This window comes from Pseudomonas sp. B21-015, assembly GCF_024749285.1.
In the GTDB taxonomy this organism is placed as follows: Bacteria; Pseudomonadota; Gammaproteobacteria; order Pseudomonadales; family Pseudomonadaceae; genus Aquipseudomonas.
Genome location: NZ_CP087196.1, coordinates 4,736,902 through 4,761,377 on the forward strand (window position 1 = coordinate 4,736,902; position 24,476 = coordinate 4,761,377).

At 60.6% G+C, this 24,476-nt stretch carries 18 protein-coding genes; 1 reads left to right on the forward strand and 17 read right to left on the reverse strand.

Annotated elements, in window-relative coordinates:
* Positions 1-4: 4 nt before the first annotated feature.
* From LOY38_RS21680 to LOY38_RS21770, 17 genes are all read right to left on the reverse strand, one after another.
* Entirely contained in the window at positions 5-742 is a 738-nt protein-coding gene (locus LOY38_RS21680; protein ID WP_258696977.1) for a cephalosporin hydroxylase family protein, read from the reverse strand.
* Positions 743-759: 17 nt separating this feature from the next.
* Complete coding sequence (locus tag LOY38_RS21685) at positions 760-1,830, reverse strand: class I SAM-dependent methyltransferase (RefSeq protein ID WP_258696978.1); 1,071 nt, start codon at positions 1,828-1,830, stop codon at positions 760-762.
* A complete protein-coding gene (locus LOY38_RS21690) occupies positions 1,820-2,677 on the reverse strand; it encodes an NAD(P)-dependent oxidoreductase (RefSeq protein WP_258696979.1) in 858 nt (285 codons plus the stop codon). The genes LOY38_RS21685 and LOY38_RS21690 overlap by 11 nt, the downstream gene beginning before the upstream one ends.
* On the reverse strand, positions 2,674-3,900 hold the full coding sequence (locus LOY38_RS21695) for a class I SAM-dependent methyltransferase (RefSeq protein ID WP_258696980.1): 1,227 nt from the start codon (positions 3,898-3,900) through the stop codon (positions 2,674-2,676). The genes LOY38_RS21690 and LOY38_RS21695 overlap by 4 nt, the downstream gene beginning before the upstream one ends.
* Positions 3,897-4,457: a dTDP-4-dehydrorhamnose 3,5-epimerase family protein gene (locus tag LOY38_RS21700; RefSeq protein WP_258696981.1), complete on the reverse strand. Its 561-nt coding sequence runs from the start codon at positions 4,455-4,457 to the stop codon at positions 3,897-3,899. The genes LOY38_RS21695 and LOY38_RS21700 overlap by 4 nt, the downstream gene beginning before the upstream one ends.
* Positions 4,454-5,536: a CDP-glucose 4,6-dehydratase gene (gene rfbG / locus LOY38_RS21705; protein WP_258696982.1), complete on the reverse strand. Its 1,083-nt coding sequence runs from the start codon at positions 5,534-5,536 to the stop codon at positions 4,454-4,456. Before rfbG ends, LOY38_RS21700 begins: the two co-directional genes overlap by 4 nt.
* A complete protein-coding gene (gene rfbF, locus LOY38_RS21710) occupies positions 5,518-6,291 on the reverse strand; it encodes a glucose-1-phosphate cytidylyltransferase (protein WP_258696983.1) in 774 nt (257 codons plus the stop codon). Before rfbF ends, rfbG begins: the two co-directional genes overlap by 19 nt.
* 300 nt (positions 6,292-6,591) lie before the next feature.
* Positions 6,592-9,192, reverse strand: coding sequence for a calcium-binding protein (locus LOY38_RS30215; protein ID WP_309475855.1), 2,601 nt, complete (start codon positions 9,190-9,192; stop codon positions 6,592-6,594).
* 134 nt (positions 9,193-9,326) lie between these two features.
* Positions 9,327-12,923 carry a glycosyltransferase gene (locus LOY38_RS21730; protein ID WP_258696984.1) on the reverse strand — a complete coding sequence of 1,199 codons (3,597 nt, stop codon included), beginning with the start codon at positions 12,921-12,923 and terminating at the stop codon, positions 9,327-9,329.
* Between the two features lie 120 nt (positions 12,924-13,043).
* A complete protein-coding gene (locus tag LOY38_RS21735; RefSeq protein WP_258696985.1) occupies positions 13,044-14,609 on the reverse strand; it encodes a flagellar hook-associated protein 3 in 1,566 nt (521 codons plus the stop codon).
* Positions 14,610-14,622: 13 nt separating this feature from the next.
* Positions 14,623-16,659 (reverse strand): flagellar hook-associated protein FlgK, encoded by a 2,037-nt coding sequence (flgK, locus tag LOY38_RS21740; protein ID WP_258696986.1) that lies wholly within the window; start codon positions 16,657-16,659, stop codon positions 14,623-14,625.
* 10 nt (positions 16,660-16,669) lie between these two features.
* Entirely contained in the window at positions 16,670-17,977 is a 1,308-nt protein-coding gene (gene flgJ / locus LOY38_RS21745; RefSeq protein WP_258696987.1) for a flagellar assembly peptidoglycan hydrolase FlgJ, read from the reverse strand.
* 11 nt (positions 17,978-17,988) lie between these two features.
* Positions 17,989-19,098, reverse strand: a complete 1,110-nt coding sequence (locus LOY38_RS21750; RefSeq protein ID WP_258700773.1) for a flagellar basal body P-ring protein FlgI — start codon at positions 19,096-19,098, stop codon at positions 17,989-17,991.
* An 18-nt stretch (positions 19,099-19,116) separates the two neighbouring features.
* Complete coding sequence (gene flgH, locus LOY38_RS21755) at positions 19,117-19,812, reverse strand: flagellar basal body L-ring protein FlgH (RefSeq protein ID WP_258696988.1); 696 nt, start codon at positions 19,810-19,812, stop codon at positions 19,117-19,119.
* Between the two features lie 52 nt (positions 19,813-19,864).
* Complete coding sequence (gene flgG / locus LOY38_RS21760) at positions 19,865-20,650, reverse strand: flagellar basal-body rod protein FlgG (protein ID WP_258696989.1); 786 nt, start codon at positions 20,648-20,650, stop codon at positions 19,865-19,867.
* 45 nt (positions 20,651-20,695) lie between these two features.
* A complete protein-coding gene (locus LOY38_RS21765) occupies positions 20,696-21,436 on the reverse strand; it encodes a flagellar basal body rod protein FlgF (RefSeq protein ID WP_258696990.1) in 741 nt (246 codons plus the stop codon).
* A gap of 313 nt (positions 21,437-21,749) precedes the next feature.
* Entirely contained in the window at positions 21,750-23,309 is a 1,560-nt protein-coding gene (locus LOY38_RS21770; RefSeq protein WP_258696991.1) for a sigma-54-dependent transcriptional regulator, read from the reverse strand.
* Positions 23,310-23,624: 315 nt separating this feature from the next.
* Between LOY38_RS21770 and phhA the strand changes: the two genes are divergently transcribed.
* The gene (gene phhA / locus LOY38_RS21775; protein ID WP_258696992.1) at positions 23,625-24,410 is read left to right on the forward strand and encodes a phenylalanine 4-monooxygenase; all 786 of its coding nucleotides are present in this window, start codon (positions 23,625-23,627) and stop codon (positions 24,408-24,410) included.
* Positions 24,411-24,476 lie beyond the last annotated feature (66 nt).

Here is a 24,476-nt window from a genome sequence, read left to right on the forward strand (position 1 = left end):
GAAATCAACGAACGCGACGCAGGTAGCCGTCCGGAGCAACGGTGAGCAGCAGTTTGTTCTGCATCTGCTGGTCGATCTCGAAGTCCTTGTTTTCTTCCAGGTACTTCCACACCGCAGTTTTCGGGTTATCACCCGGGCCCCACGGACGATCCGGGAAGAAATCGGCCGGCATGTCTTCGACCACGGTGTCCATGACCACGCAGTAGCTGTCCACCGAAACCAGTGGTGCGTACAGGCGCAGCTCTTCGAGCACGTGATCGTGGGTGTGGTTGGAGTCCAGTACCAGAATGACTTTCTTGCCTTCGGCAATGGCACGTACTTGCGCGGCAATCGCAGGATCGATGCTCGAGCCTTCGATCATCGAAATGCGCTTGCTCATCGGGTGGCTTTCGATGGCTTCACGGTTGTGCGGACGAATGTCGAGATCGATGCCCAGCACTTCACCGTGGCCTTGCAGCTCCAGCAGCGAGGCGTAGTAGATGATCGAACCGCCGTGGGCGATACCGCATTCGATCACCAGGTCCGGTTTGACCTGCCAGATGATCTCTTGCATCGCCATCATGTCTTGGGGCAGCTGGATGATCGGACGGCCCATCCACGAGAAGTGGTAGCTGTACTTGTGTTTGGCCGATTCGTTGAAGAAATCCCGGGCCAGGCCGGTGAGTTTCTGGTTGTCACCCTGCTGGGCGATCTGTTCCTGGCACTCGGCTTCGAAGGCTTTATTAATGCTGTTGTCGGTCATTTTCAAAATCTCAATAGTCACTGGAACGAAGCGCTGTCGACGGCGTGATAGACGTAGCGTCCACCGGTCATCCGCTTGATTTCTTCGAGGTAGTTGGAGTTCATCACAAACAGGTTGGCGCCTTCGGGCAAGGCATCCATGGCCTCTTGCGGCGAAGACACCCGCACGCCACTCAGGGGCAGATATCGGCCCTGTTTGGCCGGATTGATGTCCACCACACGATCTACCGCCACGCCCGCTCGTTGCAGGAACAGCGAATAGATCACGCCTTTGGACGACGCCCCCCAGATCGCCGAACCTTGCTCCGGGTTTGCCTGAATGATCTGCACCGCGCGCTCGAGGCTGCGGGTGAAGTTGTCGGGCAGGTCCAGGCGTGGCACCGGTTGTTCCGGGGTCAGGCGCAAGGTCGCCAGGTCGGCGACGATGTACAGGTATTGGCCACCGAACAGGTGACCGGTCTCATGCACGGTGCCGAACATCCGGCGCAGGTCATCGAGGCGGAAATAATTGACGTGCTCATAGAACAGATCGAACCAGGCACGGTGCTCGAGGATCCAGTCAAAGCACGGCACTTCGATGTAGATCTGCCCGCCCTGATTGGCGTCGGCCATTTCGGCGAGGAAATTCACCGGGTCCTGGATATGCTCCAGCACATGCCGCAGCACGATGGCGTCCGCCGACAGCCCCAGGCCGCGAGTGAACGGCGCCTTGATCACGTCGGCGTTGTCGCCCTCGTAGGCCGGGTCGATGCCGGTGATGGCGTAGCCCAGGCCTTTTAGCAGTTCAAGAAAGTAGCCTTTGCCGCAACCGACTTCGATCAGTTCCTGGCCCTTGAAGTGACGGGCAATGATCCCTTCGACATCGCTCAGGTGCTGCTGGAACTGGCCGGAATGCGCCTGCTCGTTCTGATAGTCGGCGTCGTAGCTGAGCTTGTCGGCGTCGAAGGCCTGATTGAAGATCAGCCCGCTCGTCTCGTCTTGCACCAACACCATGTCGGCGCAGGCCGAAGCTTTCGCCGATTGCGCGTCGGCAAAGGTACGGTTCTGCAACACCGGCAGGTCGGCGACCCGATACAACTCATGCCTCATACTCTGCTCCCAGTAGCTGTTGCAAGCGGTCCGCCACGCCCCAGAACGCCATCGGCTCATGGGTCGGGTATGGGTAATGGCCCAGGTTCAAACGGATCGACGCGCCGCGCTCACGCAGCCGCTGCTCGACTAGCGCTCTGACCGATATCGGCTGGCCGCTGGAGCAATTGATCACACCGTCGAATTCGCGCTGTTGCAGGATCGCGGCGAGGTAATGGGCGGCCGTGTCGATCGCCAGGTAATCGCGCAACTGCTCACCGGCCGACATGTTGAAGCTGTCGTCCCCGGCCTCGATCGCCCGGTCCAGCGCCGCCAGCAAACTGTTGGGGTTTTGCCCGGCGCCGTGCAGGTAAAACAGCCGCGCCCATTGCAGGGTGAAGGGCTGTTGGCGCTGCAGGTTTTCGAGGAACAGACGCAAGGTGTTCTTGGCCAGCCCATAAGGGTTACTTGGCTGTGCCTCGGTCTGCTCACTGAGCGGCCCGCTCTGCAGGCCGTATTCGAAACAGGTGCCGGTGACCAACACTTGCGACACGCCCGCCTCGACCGCACCTTTGATGAACCGGTAATCAGCCATCAGGTTGTGCTCGAAGTGAAACAGCGCCTGATAATTCGGCAACCCCGGCCAGGCGAGATGTGCCAAGGCATCGACGCCATCGGTCAGCGTGGCAATGTCCAGGTCGGCGGCATGAATATCCGCCGCGATGAATTCCACCTCATTGATCCACGGCAAACCCGCAGCAGTCTCGGCATTGCGCGCCACGGCGCGAACGTCGCAACCCCGGGCGAGCAATGCCGCGACCAGATGCCGGCCGACGAATCCGGTAGCGCCGGTGACCAGCACCTTCACAGGACGGTCAACTCGGGAACGGCAATCACGAAGCGGCCACCCCACTCACGCACCTGGGCCAGTTGCTGACTGACTTCGTGTAACAGGTTCCATGGCAGTACCAGGATGTAGTCCGGCTTTTCCAGATCGATCTGTGCCGGTGAAACGATCGGAATGCGACTGCCCGGCAGGTACTTGCCCTGTTTGTGCGGGTTGGCATCAGCGACCCAAGCCAACAGATCCGGTTTGACCCCGGCATAGTTGAGCAAGGTGTTGCCCTTGGCCGCCGCGCCATAACCGACCACGCGCTTGCCGTCGGCCTTGGCCTGCAACAGGAAGCGCAGCAGCTCGTGCTTGATGCGTTCGGCCGCTGGCGCCAGGGTCGCGTAGTACTCGGGGGTTTTCACACCCGCCGCAAGTTCGGCCTGCAACTGCTGCTGAACGGCTGGCCGCACCTCACGGCGAACACCGTCGGCACGCTGGACGAACACCCGCAACGAACCGCCATGGGTCGACAGCTGGCTGACGTCAAACACTTCCAGGCCATTGCGCTCGCACAAGGTTTGCACGGCGGTCAGGGACAGGTAGGAATAGTGCTCGTGATACAGCGTGTCGAACTGCTGCCCGGCCATCAGCGTCAACAGTTGCGGAAACTCGAACGTCGCCACACCGGTCGGCTGGAGCAAGGTGGCGAAACCACCGAGGAAATCATTGATGTCCGGGACGTGGGCCAACACGTTGTTGGCGGCCATCAGGTCGGCAGCCCAGCCTTCGTTTTTCAGCTGCGCAGCGGTGTCGCGACCGAAGAACAGCTCGCGAATCTCCAGGCCTTTTTCCCGCGCCGCTTGCGCGGTGCTGCGGGTCGGCTCAACGCCCAGACAAGGGATGCCGCGCCCGGCGACGTACTGCAACAGGTAACCGTCGTTGGCGGCGATTTCCACCACACGGCTGTCGGCGGTCAGGCCGAAGCGCTCGACCATCTCCGTCACATAGCGCTCGGCATGGGCCAGCCAGGTGCTGGAGAACGAACTGAAATAGGCATACTCGGCGTCGAACAGGCTGTCGGCGCTGGTGTAATCCTCGGTCTGCACCAGCCAGCATTGCTGGCACACCGCAACTTTCAGCGGCACCCATTGCTCGGCTTGCTCCAGCTGATCGGCGCGCACGTAGGCATTGGACGGCGGCGAAGTGCCGAGATCGATCAGCGGCAAGGCCAGAGGAGTACCGCAACCACGGCAGTTCATAGACGCACTCCAGCGAAGTGTTCATCGAGCAAGGGATGGCTGGAATCCCTGGCCGACAGATTATTGACAGGCAACGGCCAGGCAATCGCCAGCCGTGGATCGTTCACCGACAACCCACCCTCATGCGCAGGCGTGTAATCGGCGCTGTGCAGGTAGAGCAATTCGGCGTCGTCGGTAAGGGTCTGGAAACCATGGGCGAACCCGGCCGGGATCAACAGGCTGCGACCGTCACCGGCCCGCAGGTGTTCGGCGTGCCAGTGCAGGAACGTCTCGGAGTCGGGGCGCAAGTCCACCGCCACATCCCAGACCTCGCCGCGCAAGCAGGTAATCAGTTTGGCTTCCGGCGCATTGGAATTCTGATAATGCAGCCCCCGCACACTGCCCCGCTCACGGGTGCAGGAGTGGTTGATCTGGCGGATATGAAACGGCTGGCCGAAAGCGCTCAGGCTGCCTTCGCAGAACAGCCGGGCGAAGTGCCCGCGATCGTCTTCAAAGCGTTTGTGCTGCACGCTGAACAGACCGGCCAGCGGCAAGGCTTTCAACAGAAATTCGCTCACAACGCGCCTCGGTACAGGTTCAACTGGCCCAGGGTGACTTCACGCATGTCATCGCCGTTCTGCCACGCCAGATGCCAATCGAGGGTCTGGGTCAGGCACTGCTGCAACGACCAGCGCGGTTGCCAGGCCAACAGTTGACGGGCGCGACTGCTGTCCAGACGCAGCAGGCCGGCCTCATGCAGATCACTCGGTTCGATACGCAATCCGCGCGCTTGCGGCCAGCGGTTGGCGAGCAACTCGACCACTTCGCCGACGCTGCACATGTCTGCTTCGCTCGGACCGAAGTTCCACGCGCCGGCAAACTCCGGGCCTTGCTCATAGAGGCCAGCGGCCAGTTGCAGATAACCGGCCAGCGGTTCCAGCGCGTGCTGCCAGGGGCGCACGGCCTGCGGGTAGCGCAGGGTCACTGGCTGGTCGGCCGACCAGGCCTTGAGCACATCGGGAATAAGACGCTCAGGCGCGAAGTCGCCACCACCCAGCACGTTACCGGCGCGCGCGGTGGCCAACGCCAAGCCATGCTCGGCATATTTGTCGGCCGGGAAAAACGATGCGGCGTAAGACTGTGCCAACAATTCGCAGCAAGCCTTGCTGCTGCTGTAAGGATCGTGACCACCCAGGGCCTCGTCCTCGCGGTACGGCCACAGCCATTCCTTGTTGGCGTAGACCTTGTCGGTCGTCACCAAAACACAGGCGCGCACGCCGCCGACCTGGCGGATCGCTTCGAGCAGATTGAGGGTGCCCATGACGTTGCTGGAATAGGTGCCGAGCGGGTCGCGATAGCCTTCGCGAACCAGCGGTTGGGCCGCCAGGTGCAGGACGATTTCCGGCTGCACGTCGGCGATCAATTCCAGCAAGGCGCCGAGGTCACGCAGGTCGCCGCGCTGATCGTTGATGCCTTCGTGCACCCGGGCCAGTTCGAACAGGCTCGGCTCGGTCGACGGATCGAGCGAAAACCCGCTGACCTCGGCTCCGAGGCTTTGCAGCCACAACGTCAGCCAGCTGCCCTTGAAACCGGTGTGGCCGGTCAGCAGGACGCGCTTGCCGCGCCAGAATTCCGGGCTCAGTCCCATTGCTTCCATGGGGCCTCCCCGCTCTGCCACAACGCTTCAAGGTGATTTTTGTCGCGCAGGGTATCCATCGGGTGCCAGAAACCTTCGTGCTGGAAGGCCTGCAACTGATCCTCGGTGGCCAGGGCCGCCAGCGGCTCGGCTTCCCAGGAGGTTTGATCGTCAGCGATGTACGGCAAGACCTTGGGTGACAATACGAAAAAGCCGCCATTGATCCAGCCGCCGTCGCCACGGGGTTTTTCGGTGAAACCCAATACCTTGTCGCCATCACGTTCCAGTGCGCCGTAACGTCCCGGTGGCTGCACCGCCGTCACGGTAGCGAGCTTGCCGTGGGTCAGGTGGAAGTCCACCAGGGCGCCGATATTGAGGTCCGAAACACCGTCGCCGTAGGTGAAGCAGAAGGCCTGCTCACCTTCCAGATAACGGGCAGCACGGCGCAGGCGGCCACCCGTCATGGTGTCATCGCCCGTATCGACCAGCGTGACGCGCCACGGCTCACTGTAGTTCTGGTGAACGTCCATACGGTTATTGCACATGTCGAAGGTGACGTCGGAGGTGTGCAGGAAGTAGTTGGCGAAGAAGTCCTTGATCGCATAGCCCTTGTAGCCAAGGCAGATCACGAAATCGTGGATTCCGTGCGCGGAGTACTGCTTCATGATGTGCCAGAGAATTGGCTTGCCGCCGATCTCGATCATCGGCTTGGGCTTGAGGTGCGACTCTTCGCTGATTCGCGTGCCCAGGCCACCCGCCAAAATAACTGCCTTCATCGTCTCCCCTCTTGTTCGTCACAGGGCTCAGCCAAGCTGTATCAAGCTTTTGCAGGCCTTCTGGATAAAACGCTCAACGCCGTTGTGTGCACTGCCCGCTACGCTGCAAGTGCTCGTTTTATGGCGATATAAAGGGGGACTTGCAGGAAACGCGCCAGCTCCATGAACCCGGAAGACGCCCAGTGAAGAGAACCTGCTCGCGAAGGCAATCGGTCATCCGACATTGATGTCGACTGACATACCGCTTTCGCGAGCAGGCTCGCTCCCACAGGGGATGATGCTTAAACGTAGATCAGGTCATCAGCCGAACATGGCGAAGGCATCGGCGTTGGCCGGCAGGTTGAAGGCCTGGCCGTCAGCGGTCTGGATGTGTTCGATGGTCGCGAAACCAGCGAACCAATCCTGGAGCTTCACGCCGTTATCCGGAGCCGCTCCCGACGCAGGGTTGGTGTTACTGAGGTAAAGATCATCGCCAACCCGCATGACATTCAGGTCGGCAGCGGTGGCGACGTTGTTCAGTATCAGTGTGTCATTGGAGAACATGCCCTGGCCGTCATCACGGATCGTCACCAGGTTGCTGGTGTTGACGATATAGGTGTCGTCATTCTCCCCGCCATTGGCAAAGCCGCCGGCGTTCATGATCAACTGGTCGTAGCCCTCACCGCCCAGCAACACGTAGTTGTTGCTCGTGCCGGTCAACACATCTTCACCGCCACCACCATCGGCCGTGCCGCTGGCCACCGCGATGGTGTCATTGCCACCTTCGCCATAGGCGAAGCTTCCCCGATCATCGACAGCGGTAACAATGACGTCGTCACCTTCGCCGCCATACAGCATGTCGGCCTGGGGAACACCGTCAGTATCGGCCTCGGTGGAACGCCCGCTCAATGGCCCCAATCCGCCATAGAGGTGATCGGCGCCATAACCACCGTAGATGACGTCATCCCCCAGACCTCCCTCAAAGTAGTTATCGCCGACACTGCCTGTCAGCGTGTCATTGAAGTGGCTGCCGCGCAGGATTTCGATATCCAAATACCGGTCATACATCGCGATACCGGAATGCTCCCATGTCGCCAGATTGAGGGAGATCCCGATGTTGCTGTCGCCATAACTGACAACATCCACACCGTCGCCACCAACGAAGGTGTCTGCACCACCGCCTCCGAACAGCACGTCGTTGCCTGCACCACCGGTAATGGTGTTGTCCGTTTCATTGCCGTAACCGGTGAAGTCCCCGGCGCCGGTGTACGTCAGGTTCTCGATGAACGAGTCCAGGGTCTTCACCGCCAGGTTGGTGCGCAACTCATCGGTGCCGCCGAGGAAATCCTGTTCGATGATTTTCACGTCCTCGGCATTGATGTTGTAGACGTCGTCGCCCCGGCCACCTTCGAAAATGACGCCGCCGATGGAACTGGTGAAGGTGTCGGCATCGAACGAACCGATGACCTTTTCCACATGGGTCAACGTATCGCCCTCAGCGTCAGCGCCGATGCCAGGCATGCCGACACCTTCGCGGATGTCGATGGTCACCGCACCATTGGACCAGGAGTAATCCACAGTATCGAAGCCGTCCCCGCCGTCGAAGCCGATCGGCAAGTCATTCGCCCGGAAATAGTCGTCGTAGTTCGAGCCACGAATCAGCTCGATACTGGTGTAGGTATCACCCACCGCCACGCCTGTGCTCCGCTGCCCGGATATCAGGTCAACCGTCACACCTTCTGTGCTGTCGGCGTAGCTCGCGGTGTCCAGGCCAGCGCCGCCGACCAGGTGGTCCGCGCCCTCGCCGCCCACCAGCACGTCGTTACCGGCGCCGCCGGTGAGGGTGTTGTCGCCGGCATTGCCATAACCGGTAAACGAGCCTTCTCCGGTATAGGTCAGCGCTTCGATGTTGGCGTCCATGGTGTAGGAGGCCAGACTGGTACGGATCTCGTCGGTGCCCGCAGAGATGTTGCGCTCGGAGATCGTGATACCGCGGGAGTTGATAACGTAGACGTCATCCCAGAGGGTGCCAATGACGTGCTCGATGTTTTTCAGCGTAACGCCTTCGGCGTCGCCGCCAATGCCCGGTTTGCCCACGCCGTTACGGATATCGAGGGTGATCCCCGCTTCCGACATCGAGTAGTCCACCGTGTCAAAACCATCGGCGCCGTCCAACGCCTTGAACGCGGCACCACTGATAAACACGTCGTCGTAGTTCGAGCCGCGGATCGCTTCGATATCGGTGAACGTATCGCCGACGGCGATACCGGAAGTGTTGTAACCGAACTTCAGATCGAAAGTCATGCCCTCGGTGCTGTCGGTGTAGCTCGCGGTATCCCAACCTGTGCCGCCGATCAAATGGTCGGCACCGCCGCCACCCAGCAGCACATCGTTACCGGCACCGCCGGTGATCACGTTATCGCTGGCATTGCCGTAACCGGTGAATTTGCCGGTGCCGGTATAGGTCAGGCGTTCGATATTCTCGTCCAGCCGGTAGTGAGCCAGGCGGGTCAGGACCTGATCGTCATAACCACCACCCCAACCGCTTTCCTCAATGATTTTGCCGCCGCCCGCATTGACGATGTACGTGTCGTTGCCCCGTCCACCTTCAAAGGTCCGGCCAGCCAACGTGGTGGTAAAGGTGTCATCGAATTCGCTGCCAATGACTTTCTCGATGTTTTTCAGCGTATCGCCTTCGGCATCACCGCCGATCCCAGGCTGGCTGACGCCGCTGCGCAGGTCGATGTTGACGCCGGCCATGGACCAGGAATAATCCGCCGTATCGAATCCCGCGCCGCCGTCGAGCGTGTCCGCGCCGGCGCCGCCGATCAAGACATCATCGCCGCGCCGTCCATTGATGACGTCATCCTCATTCGTACCGATCAGCGTATCCGTGCCGTTTGCTCCATTAATAACTGCCATATCTTCTTCCGTGCCTTGGTGAGAAAAAACAAAATCCTTGGGCAGCTATCGACCGCTGGAGCCTGAAGCTTGAATCTGCAGGCAACAGAAAGGCGACCCAAGGTCGCCTTCTTTTCAAGAGCCAGGTGAAACGATCAGTCCGCCAACCAACCGTTTTCCCAGTAGCGCAGGTTGTCGCCGCGCAACATATAGTCGCGCAGGACGATCTCACGCAATTCATCGCCCATGCGGTAGCTGGCGTCCGGGTCAGCCAGGTGCATGCGGATGGCTTGCAGCCACTCATCCGTGCTGTTGGTTTTGATCCGGGTACATGGCAAATACCCACGATAGGCCTCAGTGTCGGTGCAGATCACCGGATAGCCGCAAGCCCCGTATTCCAGCAGACGCAGGTTGCTCTTGCAGTCATTGAATATATGGAACTCGAGCGGAGCCAACGCCAGGTCCAGATTCAGGCTGGCCAGCTTCGCCGGGTAGACATCCAGCCCGATCACCCCATGGAACTCATGCATGTAAGGGCGCAAATCATCCGGGCACATGCCGAAGAACACCCAATCGACTTCATTGGCCAGTTCACGGACCACATCGGCAATCACCGCCAGGTCGCCATGGTGACTGGTGCCACCGCCCCAACCGACCCGAGGTTTTTTCGAGGTGCGGCGCTGGCTGCTCAGCCCCTTCCAGACATGGGGAGTGAGCATATTCGGCACCACGCGAATGTCCGTGTGCATGGACGACAGGGCATTGGCCAGTGGCGCGGTCGAGACCACCACCCGATCGCACAGGCTGATCCCCCAATGCACCAGGCGTTCCATCTCGGCACGGTCAGGCATATTGCGCACGTGGGCGTTTTTGTGCGGAACGTTGATGACATAGTCATCGAGTTCGAAGATGCGTCGGGCATTGGAGTAGGTTTTCAGGCCGACGATTTCGTTGATCGGCGCTTCGGAATACCGCCCCTGCAACACGATCACGTCAGGAGACTGGCGCTCGACCTCGATGATCGACGGCAGGTCATAGTGAATTCGCCCCACGGCCCGGCCTGCGGCTTCCAGCTCGATCAGCGGTTGCGTCACGCGATAATGCCCGATCGCCGAGGCGTTGATCGGCAATGCCAGCACCTGTGGCAACTGGCGACTGCTAAAGGGCGTCCAACCGCTGGTCAGGCCCGGCTCCAGTCTGAAACTCGAACCACCCAGACTCTGCAACATCAGGCTTGGGTTATAGGCAGGATCGCGGGCCACCACCGGCAACCAGCGCTGGTAGAACAACTCCTGTTCCTTGCCCCGGGATTCGCGGACCGAGTCATCCAGTTCCAATACCGGCTGCGCTCCGAGGGCCACCAGGGCATAAGGGGTCCAGACCACCAGATAGCCGTTTTCACGCACCCGCAGGCACAGGTCCACCTCGTTGAGACTATGGGCGAAGTTCAGCTCGTCCAGGCCGCCGACGTGGTCGAAGATTTCCTTACGGATCATCAGGCAATCGCCACCTACCGCACTCAGGTCATGGGCGATCTGCAGCCGATGCATATAACCGGCCGCATCCAGAGTCTCGCCGCAGAACGGCACCCCGGCCGGCCCCTGCAGGCCGAGAATCAGACCGGCATGCAGCACACGACCCACGGAATTGAACAGCTTGGCCCCGACAATCCCCACTTCCGGACGCTGCGCGTGATTGAGCAGCGCGTCCAGCCAGTCACCTTCGGTGATCACGGCATAGGCGTTGAGCATCAGCACATACTCGCCGCGTGCCTGCCGCGCCGCGAAGTTGTTAATCGCTGCAGCATTGCCTTGGGCCGGATACTCCAGCACCCGCAGCCGGTCGCTGCCCAGTTGCGCCATGCCGGCCAGCCAGGCACGGGCCTCGGCGGTTTCGCTGGCGTTATCCACCAACAACAGTTCGTATTCGCTGTAGAGGGTTTTCTCCAACAGGCTTTCCACGCAACGTTGCACGACCGCCAATTGGTCCTTGCAGACAATGACGATCGACACCAACGGTCGCTCGGCGTGCAGGTAGTCGACACGGTTGAGCAGCGGCATGCTGCCTTCGCCGATTCGGTGAGCCACACCCAGGCGTTGCAGGTGAGCCTCGAGGACCACTGGGTTGAGCACGGTCACTTCAGGCAAGGACAACCATTGAGACAGGGAGAACTGCGACTCGACGAGAATCTCGGCCACATGCTCGACCACCCCGGTTCCACCATTTTCCACCATGCGCCAGAGCACATCGTGCGGCGCCAGCTCGCCATAGGCCGAATCGAAGCCTCCGGTTTCCAGGAAACGCTGGCGATCGAATGCCAGGGCGCGTCCGACATAGGGGTAGCTGCGCATGAAATCCAGGTTGAAGTCCGGCTTGAAGACCGGGTCCGACGACTCGCCTTCGCGCAGGCCGCCTTCGTCGCTGTAGATGCACTGAGCCTCAGGCGAGGTGACGATGCGCTCCGCCAGCATCAGCAGCGCCGATTCCATCAGGCGATCGCCGGCACGCAGCAAATAGAACCAGTGCGCGCCTTCGAGCTGGGGCAACAGTTCATTGAGTTGCTGCTGCCAGTCGTCCTGCAACGGCAGGCTGAACACCCGCTCTTCAAGAGCCGCTTCGGTGCAGGCAGCGGACAATACCAGCACCAGCTCCGGCGCATAGAGCTGCCCTTCAAGGCTTTGCAGCGTGACATCGAGGCTGGCGCGGCCGCCCTGCCGGTCAATGATCACCGGAACGATCTTCGGCTGCCGACGCCAACCGGCCAGCGTGTCGGGCAGCAAGGTGCGCTGCACATCGCTCAGGGTGCGGCAGTCCAGCCACTGGCGGTACAGATCGTGGAAGCTTTCGCTGGCGATCCCCACCCGCCACTGCTGCGTGGTCTGCTTGGTGCCGAGGGAGCGGCTCAATGGCAGCTCCTCCCAGACACGCGGCGCCTGATGGGCCTTGGTGTAAGGCACATAGCGGACCCAGCCCGGCGCCGGTGCGGATTCTCCGCTGCGCGCCTTGAGCATCTGCACCAGCCATTGCATCTCCGCCGCCGCTGCTTCCAGCATCGGCTGTTGACGGGTCAGGCGTCCCGGATACAGGCGCTCGACACTCAACACATGGTTGAGCACGACCACATTACCGCGCCGCACCAGACACACGTACAGGGCGAAATCCAGGGTCGCGACAAAGCAATGAGCCGGCTGGGTCAGGGCCGGCAGGAGTTCCAGCACATCCGCCCGACGGAACAGCGCGTTGCTGAAGCCGCCGAGGAAATTGCTCGGGAAATTCTCGAAAATCGCCAGCAGGTCTTCGCCCTTGAACAGGCTGCAGGTCGGTGCCAGCGGGCTGTTTTCCAGGCGCGCCGGCAACTGGAAGTCATCGGCATCCCAGAACATCCGCTGCGCCAGGACCAGGTTCACATCCTGGTGCTCGGCCAGTACCTGGGCCTGGCGTTCAATGCAAGCCGGGAACAGTTGATCGTCGTCGCACAGGAACTTGATGAACTCGCCTTGAGCCTCGGCCAGGCATGCCTGCAGGTTGCCGACCAGCCCCAGGGTCTGCGGGTTGCGCACATAGCGCACATCGACCCCGAAGCGCCCGGACAGACTATCGACCATGCCCTTGATCTCATCACCACGGCTGTCGTCGCAGACGATGATTTCGAGGTTGATGTAGCTTTGCTCCAGCGCGCCCTGCAACGCCCGACTGAAAAAGCGTGGATTGAAGGCAGGAATGACAAGACTGACTAGAGGGGCTGGATTCACGGCGCGGGGCTCTCAAGCGGCGGGAGCCCACTCGGTGGAATGAGCCCCTTGCAAACCGCTGAAAAAAGACGGTGGGTATACGGCGGCGAAAATGAAGGGCGCCTTGGCGCCCGGTCACCGTCAGAGTTTGTTGAACAAACCCAACTGAGAGATCTTGCTGAACGCCAGTTGTGCTGCCTGCAACATGGTCTGCTGCAAGGTCAGGCGGGTCATCACTTCGGCCGGGTCGGAGTCACGAATCGACGACTGGGTCGCGGTGTTCGCCATGCTCAGGCTCTGGTTGCTCGTGGCTTGATCATCCAGCGACTGGCCGCGCGCGCCGATCGAGGTCACTGCCGAACCCAACTGGTCGGTGGCGCTGTCCAGGTTAGCCAGCCCCGATTCCATGGCCGACTGAAAACTCTGCTTGGCCGTCGTACTCCCATCGACCGGCGCATTCAGGGCGGTGATCATCTGACCCAGGGTGTCGAGCACGTTCTGGGTCTGGTGATTGTTGGACTGGATCGGAAACTGGTCGCCGGTTGCCGGTGTGCCACTCAGTGTGAAGGTCACGCCCGCCGCCGTGGCGGTGCCGGCCGCCACGGTACCCGAAGACACCGGCTGGCTGTCGGTGGTAATCGGCGCCGCGTACAAGTCGAAGGCGGTGGCGCTGGTGAACTTGAGGATCGCCCCGCCCGCCGGAAATGCGCTGTTGTAGGCAACCGGGTCGGTCACGCTGGAGCCGGTGATGACCGTCGTCGACGAATTACCGGCACTGCGCGAGGCATTGAAGGTGTCCGGCTTGGCCGACAACTGAAAGCTGTGACCGGCAATGACCGTGTCCGCAACGTCACCCGCCTGAAGGTTGATGTTCAGGTTCAGATCAACACCACGGAAGTTGACCACCTGGTTGGCACCGTTGCTGTTGCTGATCACGCCGTTCTGACTGGCTTCGGTGGTCACGTCGTTACCCAGCGCATCGGTGATCTGCAGCTGGGTGCTGCTCAGGAAGCTGACGGTGTACGGCTCGCCTGCGGCGAACGTGGAGTTGTACGTCGCGCTGGTGCTCACCTGACCATTGGACAGGACCACTCGACCATCATCCACCGCCGGAGCGGTCATGGTGGTCAGGGTACGGCTGGTGTTGATGGTCTGCTGGAACGCATCCCAGCCCGTGGTGTTGGTGGCCACCGACAAACCATCGCCGATCCCCAGGTTGATGCTGCTCTGGTCGCCGTTGTAGGTGTAGGTGCCGTCGGAGTTCTGCGAGTACGGCGCGGTGTCGGCTTTCGAACCGGAGAACAGGTAGCTACCGGCCGAATCCTTGGAGTTCATCAGGCCCATGACTTGTTGCTGGATCTGGCTCAACTCCGCTGCATAGGCTTTACGGTCATCGTCGGTGGCATTGCCGTTGTTGGCACTGAGGGCGATTTCCTTGGCCCGCTGCAAGGCGGTGCCAATGGAACTCAACGTGGTTTCCTGCAGGCTCAACGCACTTTTGGTCGAGCTGATGTTGCTGTTGTACTGATCGAGCATCGCGCTCTGCTGACCCAATTCCAGTAAACGGCCGGCACCGAGCGGATCATCGGCGGCGGTATTGATGCGGGTCAGGCTACTGGCTTCGGCACCGGTCTTGATCACGTTGTTGTAGTTGCGCTGGTAGTTGGCAGCGGTGGTTTCGAAATACTGAGCGGTAGAAATGCGCATGAACTACGACTCCTTAAAGACTGTTGATCAGCGTGCTGAAGATTTCCTGCGCAGCCTTGATGATCTGCGAAGACGCGGTGTAGTACTGCTGGTATTTGACCAGGTTGGCGCTTTCTTCATCGAGGTTGACGCCGGACACCGAGTCGCGGGCACTCTTGGCCTGGGTCAGCAGAGCCGTGGTGGCTTCGCTGTCGGACTTGCCCTGGGCAGCCTTGGTCCCCACGTTAGTCACCAGCTTGTTGTAGGCATCGGTCAGGCTGATGCCCCCGCTCGTAGAGCCGGTATCGACGGTTTGCTTGGTCTGCAAGTCGCTGATGGCCTGGGCGTTGCGGTTATCCGATGAAGCCGCTCCCGTCAGGGAAACGGTGAAGCTCTCGTTTGCATTCGGAGTGCCGCCGACGGTGGTCTCGAAGGTGAAGGACTTCTGCACACCGGAGGTATCGTTGATCGCGTTGCCGCTGGCATCGACCATGCCCACTTGCAGGCTCAGGGTGTTGCTTTGGCCGGGAACGATGGTGCCCGTGCCAATGTTGTTACCCTTGGCATCATAGAGCGTGTAGCCCTGGGTTCCGCTGGCGGCGGCATCGAAAACCAGCTTGACCGGCGTCGAATACTTGATCCCGGTCTGCAGGTCGGCGCTGGCCGTAGCGTCGTAGATGTCCACTTTGCTGGTCAGGGTCGGCTGGGTGTACGTGCCCTTGTTGCTGGCGCTGGTGACGCCGGTCAACGGGGCGGCAGCCGCGATCTTTTTCGGATCGGTGAGGACGGTCTGAATCGAACTGGCGGCATTACGGGTCGGCGTCACCTTGAAGGTATCGCCGGCACTCAGGGCACCGCCGTTCAGCGCCAGGCTGAAGCCGTCGATCACCGGAGCTGGCGTGGTCAAGGTGCTGAAGGCGCCCATGTCGGTGCCATCGGAACGCTTGACGCTGTAGTCGGTGGCGGTGGTAAACGTCACCTGATAGTCGCTGGTGGTCAGCTTGCCGGTGTCACTGATGGTGACGTCCAGATTTCCGGAGCCCGTGCTGTTGCTCGCCTTGGCAACGCTGCGCTGACTGATCAGTTCGGCACTGTTGATGTTGTTGAAAATCGCGGTGCCGAAATCGCCGTTCTTGTCGATGCCCTGGGCCTGCTGGCTATTGATCTGGTCAGCGACCACCAGGGCCACACGTCCCAGTTCGTTGAGCGAAGGGTCGAGCACTTCACTGCGGTAGGTGAGCAAACCACCGATTTCACCGCCACTGACCACCGAGGTGATGTCGACTGTGCTGGAGCCACGGTTCATCTGCAGCGCGGAACGGGTTGGATCGGTCTTGCTCGGTACGGTTTCCAGGGTATTGGTGGTGTTGCCCATCACCAGCGGTTGGCCACTGCCGACATAGACGTCATAGTTGCTACCGCGCTCGACGACCTGCGCACCGATCATCTCGGACAGTTGGCGCACCGCTTCGTTACGGCTGTCGAGCAGGTCATTTGGCTCGCCGCCGCTGGTGGAGACTTCGCCAATTTTCTGGTTGAGGTTGGCAATCGAGGTGGCCAGCTTGTTCACCTGCGACGCCATGTCCGCCAGGCTGCCGTTGATCGTGGTGTTCTGGTCGTTTAACTGCTGGGCAATGGTATTGAAGCGGTTGCTCAATGCCTTGGCACTGGTCAGCACCGACTGGCGAGAGGTATCGTCGGTCGCCGATGACGACACACCCTGCATCGAGGTGAAAAACTTCTGCAGCACACCGGTTAGCCCGGTGTTGGTGTCGGAGAGCGTCGAGTCCAGCGCAGTAGCCGGGGTCAGGTACGAGGACGCTTCACTGTTGAGCGAGGTGGCGGTCTGCAATTGGGAGTCGAGGTAAGCGTTGTATACCCGGCGAACATCCGCCAGCGTCGTGCCGGTGCCGATGAATACGTTGCCGTATTGATTGGAAGCACTGGTGCTCTGCACGGTTTGCTGACGCGAATAACCGGCGGTGTCGACGTTGGCAATGTTGTTGCCGGTGGTCGTTAGAGCGGCCTGACTGGTAGACAGACCCGACATCCCGATATTGAGCAAACTCATGATTCAGACCTTATAAATTCGTGGAAGCGCCCGCCGCAGCGTAGTTTTGGTAACTCGTCATCTGCTTGGCTATCTGCGAAATCTTGCTTGCGTAATCCGGGTCGGTTGCATACCCGGCTTTTTGCAACTCGCGTACATACTGTTCTGGGTTATCGGCCGCCTTCAGCACATCTTGATAGCGATTATTGCTTTGCAGCAGCGTCACAAGGTCATGGAAGCTGTCCTTGTAAGAGGCGTAGGAACGGAACTCGGCCGTCTCCTTGACCATCTGGCCATTTCTGAATTCGCTGGTGATCGCCCGCGCCGAATCGCCCTTCCAGTTACTGCTGGCCTTGATGCCGAACAGGTTGTGGCTACTGCTGCCATCCTGGGCGCGCATGACCGATTTGCCCCAACCGGTTTCCAGGGCAGCCTGAGCCACCAGGTAACGCGGATCGACGCCGATACGGTCGGCAGCCTCTTTGGCCATTGGCAGCATGGTGTTGACGAATTCGTCGGCGGAGCTGAAGGCTTTCTTCGCCGGTGCCAGTGGGATTTGAGCCATGGCACGACCATAAATCTGCAGACGCCCGCTGGATGTCGTGTCCGTTTGCGAAGCCAGCCAATCGCCGTTGTACAGAGAGCCGGAACCGGTCGTGGTGCTCGGCGGCACCTGGATTTTGTTCTGCGCTGCGGTGGCGGTCGTCGCCGTGGTCGATGTCGATACCGATGCAGATGGCACCAGCCCGGCGAGCAAACGGTCGGCCAGTTTCGGTGGCAATGCCAGACGCCGCTGATTGATCAGCGCCATGTCATTGCGGTGAGTGCCCTCGCCCGCACTGGCTGGCGCCTTCACCGAACGCGAAGCCCACAGCGGGCGCTCGCCATTGAGGCGCGACAGCGGCCCGTTGGTGGCGACCGTACCGGCGGCAATCGGCGTTTCCACGGCAGCTTGCGCGGCGGCCTGCTTGGCGGCAGACGCTGCCGCGGCCTCCCCCTGCGCCATCGGTTTGTTCTTCGACATCTGGCGCATCAGCACGTCCGCCAGGCCAATACCGCCGCCCTCGCGGGACAGGGAAACGGCCAACTGCTGGTCGTACATTTCCTGGTACTGCTTGGCCGCCGGCGTATTGAGCGGGTTGTCCTGGCCCAGCGCTTCGGTGGCCGAGCGCATGGACTTGAGCATTTCACCAAGGAACAGCGACTCGAATTCCTGCGCCACTTTGCGCATGTTCGCATCGCTGTTCTTGTCGCCAACCTTGAGCTGGTTCAGGCGATTCAGGTCCGAGTAGGAACCCGAATCGCTGCTGCTGACCAGACCGCTTTTGCGCATATCCATGATCGCCGTCCTCAGATCACGATCAAGTCGGCTTGCAACGCGCCAGCCTGTTTCAGCGCTTCGAGGATCGCCATCAAGTCACCCGGTGCCGCGCCGACCTGGTTCACCGCACGGACGATCTCGTCGAGGGTGGTGCCCGGGCCGAACTTGAACATCGGCTTGGCTTCTTGCTGAGCGTTGACCCGCGAGCGCGGCACGACCGCCGTCTGCCCGTTGGACAGAGGGCCGGGCTGGCTGACGATCGGGTCTTCGGTAATGGTCACGGTCAGGCTGCCGTGGGTCACAGCGGCCGGCGAAACCTTGACGTTCTGGCCGATCACGATGGTGCCGGTGCGCGAGTTGATGATGACTTTCGCCACCGCCTGACCCGGATCGACTTCGAGGTTTTCGAGGATCGACAAATAGTCGACCCGCTGGCTCGGATCGAGTGGCGCGGTCACGCGGATCGAGCCACCGTCGATGGCCTGAGCGACGCCTGGGCCGAGCATGTCGTTGATCTTGTCGACGATGCGCTTGGCGGTGGTGAAGTCCGAACGGTTGAGGTTCAGGGTCAGGGTGTTGCCCTGATTGAAACCGCTCGGCACGGCACGTTCGACCGACGCACCGCCAGGGATGCGGCCGGCCGACGGAACGTTGACGGTGATCTTGGAACCGTCACGACCCTCGGCATCGAAACCGCCGACCACCAGGTTGCCCTGAGCGACGGCGTAGACGTTGCCGTCGATACCTTTGAGCGGCGTCAACAGCAAGGTGCCGCCGCGCAGGCTCTTGGAGTTACCGATGGACGCCACGGTGATATCTATCTGCTGACCTGGCTTGGCGAACGCCGGCAAGTCGGCGCTGATCGATACCGCCGCAACGTTCTTCAGCTGCACGTTACCGGAACCTGCCGGTACCTTGATGCCGAACTGCGAGAGCATGTTGTTGAAGGTCTGCAGGGTGAACGGGGTCTGGGTCGTCTGGTCACCGGTGCCGTTAAGCCCGACCACCAGGCCGTAGCCGATCAATTGGTTGGAACGCACGCCGGAAATACTGGCGATATCCTTCAGCCGCTCGGCTTGTGCATCGAAAGCCGCCGTCAGCAACAGGGCACCCACCATCAGGTGTTTGAAGTTCAACATGCTCAACTGGAAAGCCACCTAGAAAGGGAACAGCGGGCTGAGGAAGAAACGGTCGAACCAGCCTGGCTGACTCGCATCGGCAAACGCGCCGGTGCCCGAATAGGTGATGCGCGCATCGGCAACGCGAGTCGACGATACGGTGTTGTCGGTGGCGATGTCATCGGCGCGAACGAGGCCGGCAATCCGCACCAGCTCATCACCGGTATTGAGGGTCAGCCACTTCTCGCCGCGCACGGCGATGATGCCGTTGGGCAACACGTCGGCGACAGTCACGGTGATCGAACCGGTCAGGCTGTTGCCCTGCCCGGCTTTACTGTCACCCTTGGTCGCGCGATCGCCGCTGTAGCCGGCGTTCAGACTGAGATCACCAGTGTCTAACGGGTTGTTCACGCTGGGCACCGTACCAAACAGCGAGGACAGACCGATGCTGGCCTTGCTGGTCTTGTCGACCTGAGAGTTGGCGTTCTTGCTCGCCTGGGTGCGCTCGTTCAGGGTGATGGTGATGATGTCACCGACCCGGAACGCCTTGCGGTCGCTGTACAGGTTCTGTTCGAAACCGGCCTGGTAGATCGAGCCGTTATTGGCGGCAGCCGGCAGCGGCGTGCGCGGCAACACCGGGGCGTAGTAAGGGTCATTGGGCTTTGGCGTCGGACCGACGCACCCCGCCAGCGCGGCGACCCCACTCAGTGCCAGAACAGATACGAAGCGATTCATGACCCTACCTCACGGTGTTGCAGGCGACCTCATGGCCGCCTCATAGACTTGATTACAGATTCTGCGTTACGAACGAGAGCATCTGGTCGGCGGTGGAGATCACTTTGGAGTTCATCTCGTAGGCGCGCTGAGTGGTGATCATGTTGACCATTTCTTCAACGGTGCTGACGTTGGACGTTTCCAGGGTGTTCTGCAGCGTGGTGCCGAAACCGGCCAGGCCCGGGGTGCCGACTTGCGGCGCGCCACTGGCAGCGGTTTCCAGGAACAGGTTGTTACCCACCGCTTGCAGACCGGCCGGGTTGATGAAGTCGGCGGTTTGCAGGTTGCCGATCACCTGGGCGGCCGGGTTGCCGGCAACGGTGATGGACACGGTGCCGTCACGGCCAACGGTGAACGTCTGGGCGTTGTTCGGAATGACAATGGCCGGTTCCAGGGCGAAGCCGCTGGCGTTGACGATCTGGCCGTTGGAATCCAGGTGGAAGGTACCGTCACGGGTGTAGGACGTGGTGCCATCGGGCTGCAGGATCTGGAAGAAACCACGACCGTCGATGGCCATGTCCAACGGCTGTTCGGTGGTTTGCAGGCTGCCGGCGGTGAAGTTTTTCTGGGTGCCGACGATGCGCACACCGGTACCCACTTGCAGACCCGACGGCAGTTCGCTGTCCTGGGTCGACTGGGCGCCTGGTTGGCGTTTGACCTGATACAGCAAGTCCTGGAACTCGGCGCGGTCACGTTTGAAACCCGTGGTCGATACGTTCGCCAGGTTGTTGGAAATGGTGGTGAGGTTGGTGTCCTGGGCGGACAGACCTGTTTTGGCAACCCATAGAGCCGGAAGCATTCGATTCTCCTCGTGCGCCTGTTTTACGGCGCGACGTTCTGATAATTAGCTGATCTGCAAGACCCGAGCCATGGCCTGGTCATCGTCTTTGGCGGTGTTCATCATCTTGATGTGCAGCTCGAACTGCTTGGCCAGCGCCAGCACCGAGGTCATTTCTTCCACGGCATTGACGTTGCTCGACTCAAGGAACCCGGACACCAGCTTGACGTTGGCATCGGCTTGCGCCGGCTTGCCGTCCTGGGTGTGGATCGAACCGTCCAGGCCTTTGGTCATGTTCTTGAAGTCCGGGTTGACCAGTTTGATGCGGTCGACTTCGGCCATCACCCGCGGGCCTTCGCCCATCGCACGGATGCTGATGGTGCCGTCTTCGCCGACTTCGACTTGCTGCTCGGGCGGCACGGCAATCGGCCCGCCATTGCCCATCACCGGCATACCGTTACCGGCGCGCAGCACGCCCAGGGCGTCAACGTTCAGGCTGCCGGTGCGCACGTAGCTTTCACCGCCATCGGGGTTCTGCACGGCAATCCAGCCATTGCCTTGCACCGCGACATCGAGGTCGCGACCGGTTTCCACCAGCGTGCCCGCAGAGAAGTCGGTGGCCGGACGTTCGCTCATGGCAAACGCACGCGCCGGAAAGCTGTCACCAAACACCGGCATCGAACGGGCCTGTTCCAGGTCCTTCTGAAAACCGTTGGTAGAGATGTTCGCCAGGTTGTTGGCATGAGCCTTCTGCGCCAGTGCATTCTGGCTGGCGCCGGTCATTGCCACATAAAGGTACTTGTCCACACTCTTTCCTCTGCATGCCGGACGTTTGCCGCCCACCGCTGTACTGCTGAGCCATAAGCAATTTGCAGACCAACTTTTTTCTGGCGGCGCAGGGCCCGGCAAACAAGGGACTTGAGGGTTTCAGAGGGGATGGGGGGAATGTATCGAAGACGAAAAACCGGCGGTGTTATGCCGCTTCGCGGCAATCCTCAGTTTCCGTCACCTGATCGTTCCCACGCTCTGAGTGGGAATGCCTCAATGGACGCTCCGCGTCCGCTCTTGGGACGCAGAGCGTCCCGGGCTGCATTCCCACGCAGAGCGTGGGAACGATCAGTCAGGTGTTGTCTTTACCGACTTCGTACTCACGCAACTTATTAGCAATAGTGGTATGCGAAACCCCCAGCCGCTTGCCCAATTGCCGACTGCTCGGATGCTCGGAATACAAGCGCTCCAGCACGGCTTTCTCGAAGCGCCCGACAATCTCGTCCAACCCGCCCTCGAGGGAGAAATCGCCAAGGGGCTGACGCACACCGTAATCCGGAAGACGAATGTGCTCGGCTTTGACTGTCCCGCCCTCGCACAGGGAAACCGCCTGAAACAGCACGTTCTCCAACTGCCGCACATTGCCCGGCCAGTGATAGTGACTGAGCCGCTCCATCGCCGCCGGGGCCAGTTTCGGCAACGGGCAACCGATCTGCCGACTGGCCTGATCGAGGAAATGCTCCACCAACGGCGCCAATCCGTCGAGGCATTCGCGCAACGGCGGAATGTGCAACGAGAGCACGTTCAAGCGGTGATACAAATCCTGGCGAAACTCACCGCGAGCACACAGCTCGGACAAGTCCACTTGAGTCGCGCAGATCACCCGCACATCCAGATAAACCTCTTCATCGCTGCCGACACGACGGAAGCAACCGTCCTGCAGAAAGCGCAGCAATTTCACCTGCAAGCGCGGGCTCATTTCGCCGACGCCATCGAGAAACAACGTACCGCCCGCCGTCAGCTCCAACAGCCCGAGCTTGCCTTCGGCCCGCGCTCCTTCGAAGGCACCAGGGCCGTAGCCGAACAGTTCGGTCTCGGCCATGGACTCCGGCAGACCGGCGCAGTTGAGCGCCATCAGCGGTGATTGCCCACGCGGGCTCGCCAAGTGACAGGCCCGCGCCAACAACTCTTTGCCGGTGCCGGTTTCGCCCTCTATCAACAGCGGCGCATCCAGCGGTGCCATGCGTCGCGCTTCGCGAACCACCGCCGCCATCACTTTCGAGCTTTGGAAAATGCTGTCGAACCCGCGCAATTCCTGCTTGCGCACGTTATAGATGCGCTCGCCCACCCGGTCCGCCCGGTGCAACGTCAACACCGCGCCGGCCATGGCCTCGCTTTCGTCATGTTCCGATTGCAACGGCGCGATGTCGGCGAGAAACACATCCCCCTTGACCTTCACCCGCAAGCCGTTGATCCGTGACTTGTTGGCGCGCACCAGCTCCGGCAAATCGAAGTCCTCGGCGTACCGCGACAGCGGAATCCCCGGCACCTCATCCACCCGCACCCCGAGCAACTGCGCCGCCGCACGGTTGGCCGCGACGATGGAGCCGCCCATGTCGATCGACAGCACCGGAAACTCCAGGGCACCGAGCAAGGCATTGAGCTCCATGTGCCGACGCTCGCTAGGCATCAGCCCTACGCGCTTGACGCCGAATACCCCGCCAATCGCCTCGAACTTCGGGCGCAACGCCTGGAACTGAATATTGATCAGGTTCGGGCAGTGCAGATAGATCGCATTGCCATGTTCACCGCCCACTTCGCCGCGAGCGACGTTGATCCCGTACTCGACCAACAGGTTGAGAATGTCGCGCAGGATACCGATGCGGTTCTGGCAGTGAACTTTGATGCGCATATAAAGGCCCGAAAAAGCGGTGAGTGAGGTTGATGCCTGGCGCACAACCTGTGGGGTATTCGCAGTGCCCTCGGACATTTTTTGCCGAGCGGCTCAGTTAGTCGTCAAGATTATGTGACAGGTAGAGCGTATTTCAAACCCTGAGAACTCAATACTTGCGCCATAGCGGCCAATCCGTAACGAATACTTTACAAAAAGCACGGACTTTTCCTACGCATAACGGGAATCACCTGCTGCAACACCGCACACCTTGGGGTATTTCTAGGTCCATAGCTGTACACATAACAAGAACGAATCCCCTAGCAGGAGAGCAGCATGAAGCAGACGCAATACGTGGCTCGCGAGCCCGATGCGCAAGGTTTTATCGACTACCCCGCCGAAGAACACGCGGTGTGGAACACGCTGATCACTCGCCAGCTGAAAGTGGTCGAGGGCCGTGCGTGCCAGGAATACCTGGACGGTATCGAAAAACTCGGTCTGCCCCACGACCGCATTCCGCAACTCGGTGAAATCAACAAAGTCCTCGGTGAAACCACCGGCTGGCAGGTTGCCCGAGTCCCCGCACTGATTCCCTTCCAGACCTTTTTCGAATTACTGGCGAGCAAACAGTTTCCGGTGGCGACCTTCATTCGTACCCGCGAAGAGCTGGATTACCTGCAAGAGCCAGACATTTTCCACGAAATCTTTGGCCACTGTCCGCTGCTGACCAACCCCTGGTTCGCCGAATTCACCCACACCTACGGCAAACTCGGCCTACAGGCTTCCAAGGAAGAACGGGTGTACCTGGCGCGTCTGTACTGGATGACCATCGAGTTCGGCCTGGTCGACACATCGCAAGGCCTGCGCATCTATGGCGGCGGCATTCTGTCCTCGCCCAAAGAAACCGTTTATTCCCTGTCGGACGCACCTGAGCATCAGGCCTTCGACCCGCTGGAATGCATGCGCACGCCATACCGCATCGACATTCTGCAACCGTTGTACTTTGTCCTGCCGAACCTCAAGCGCCTGTTCGACCTGGCCCACGAAGACATCATTGGCATGGTCAAACAAGGCATGCAGCTTGGATTGCACGCACCGAAATTTCCGCCAAAAGCTGCGTGACCCGCGCCTTTTGGCATCAAGTGAGTCTGTTACGGATCGCCGCTTTGCTTTAGCGTGGTCCCACTG

Bases quoted from the DNA above. Each gene is read 5' to 3' on its own strand.
- phhA (WP_258696992.1), top strand. From the start codon at position 23,625: ATGAAGCAGACGCAATACGTGGCTCGCGAGCCCGATGCGCAAGGTTTT.
- flgJ (WP_258696987.1), bottom strand. From the start codon at position 17,977: ATGGATATGCGCAAAAGCGGTCTGGTCAGCAGCAGCGATTCGGGTTCC.
- LOY38_RS21680 (WP_258696977.1), bottom strand. From the start codon at position 742: ATGACCGACAACAGCATTAATAAAGCCTTCGAAGCCGAGTGCCAGGAA.
- flgK (WP_258696986.1), bottom strand. From the start codon at position 16,659: ATGAGTTTGCTCAATATCGGGATGTCGGGTCTGTCTACCAGTCAGGCC.
- LOY38_RS21685 (WP_258696978.1), bottom strand. From the start codon at position 1,830: ATGAGGCATGAGTTGTATCGGGTCGCCGACCTGCCGGTGTTGCAGAAC.
- LOY38_RS21750 (WP_258700773.1), bottom strand. From the start codon at position 19,098: ATGTTGAACTTCAAACACCTGATGGTGGGTGCCCTGTTGCTGACGGCG.
- flgG (WP_258696989.1), bottom strand. From the start codon at position 20,650: ATGCTTCCGGCTCTATGGGTTGCCAAAACAGGTCTGTCCGCCCAGGAC.
- LOY38_RS30215 (WP_309475855.1), bottom strand. From the start codon at position 9,192: ATGGCAGTTATTAATGGAGCAAACGGCACGGATACGCTGATCGGTACG.
- LOY38_RS21770 (WP_258696991.1), bottom strand. From the start codon at position 23,309: ATGCGCATCAAAGTTCACTGCCAGAACCGCATCGGTATCCTGCGCGAC.
- rfbF (WP_258696983.1), bottom strand. From the start codon at position 6,291: ATGAAGGCAGTTATTTTGGCGGGTGGCCTGGGCACGCGAATCAGCGAA.
- LOY38_RS21735 (WP_258696985.1), bottom strand. From the start codon at position 14,609: ATGCGCATTTCTACCGCTCAGTATTTCGAAACCACCGCTGCCAACTAC.
- LOY38_RS21695 (WP_258696980.1), bottom strand. From the start codon at position 3,900: ATGAACTGCCGTGGTTGCGGTACTCCTCTGGCCTTGCCGCTGATCGAT.
- rfbG (WP_258696982.1), bottom strand. From the start codon at position 5,536: ATGGAAGCAATGGGACTGAGCCCGGAATTCTGGCGCGGCAAGCGCGTC.
- flgH (WP_258696988.1), bottom strand. From the start codon at position 19,812: ATGAATCGCTTCGTATCTGTTCTGGCACTGAGTGGGGTCGCCGCGCTG.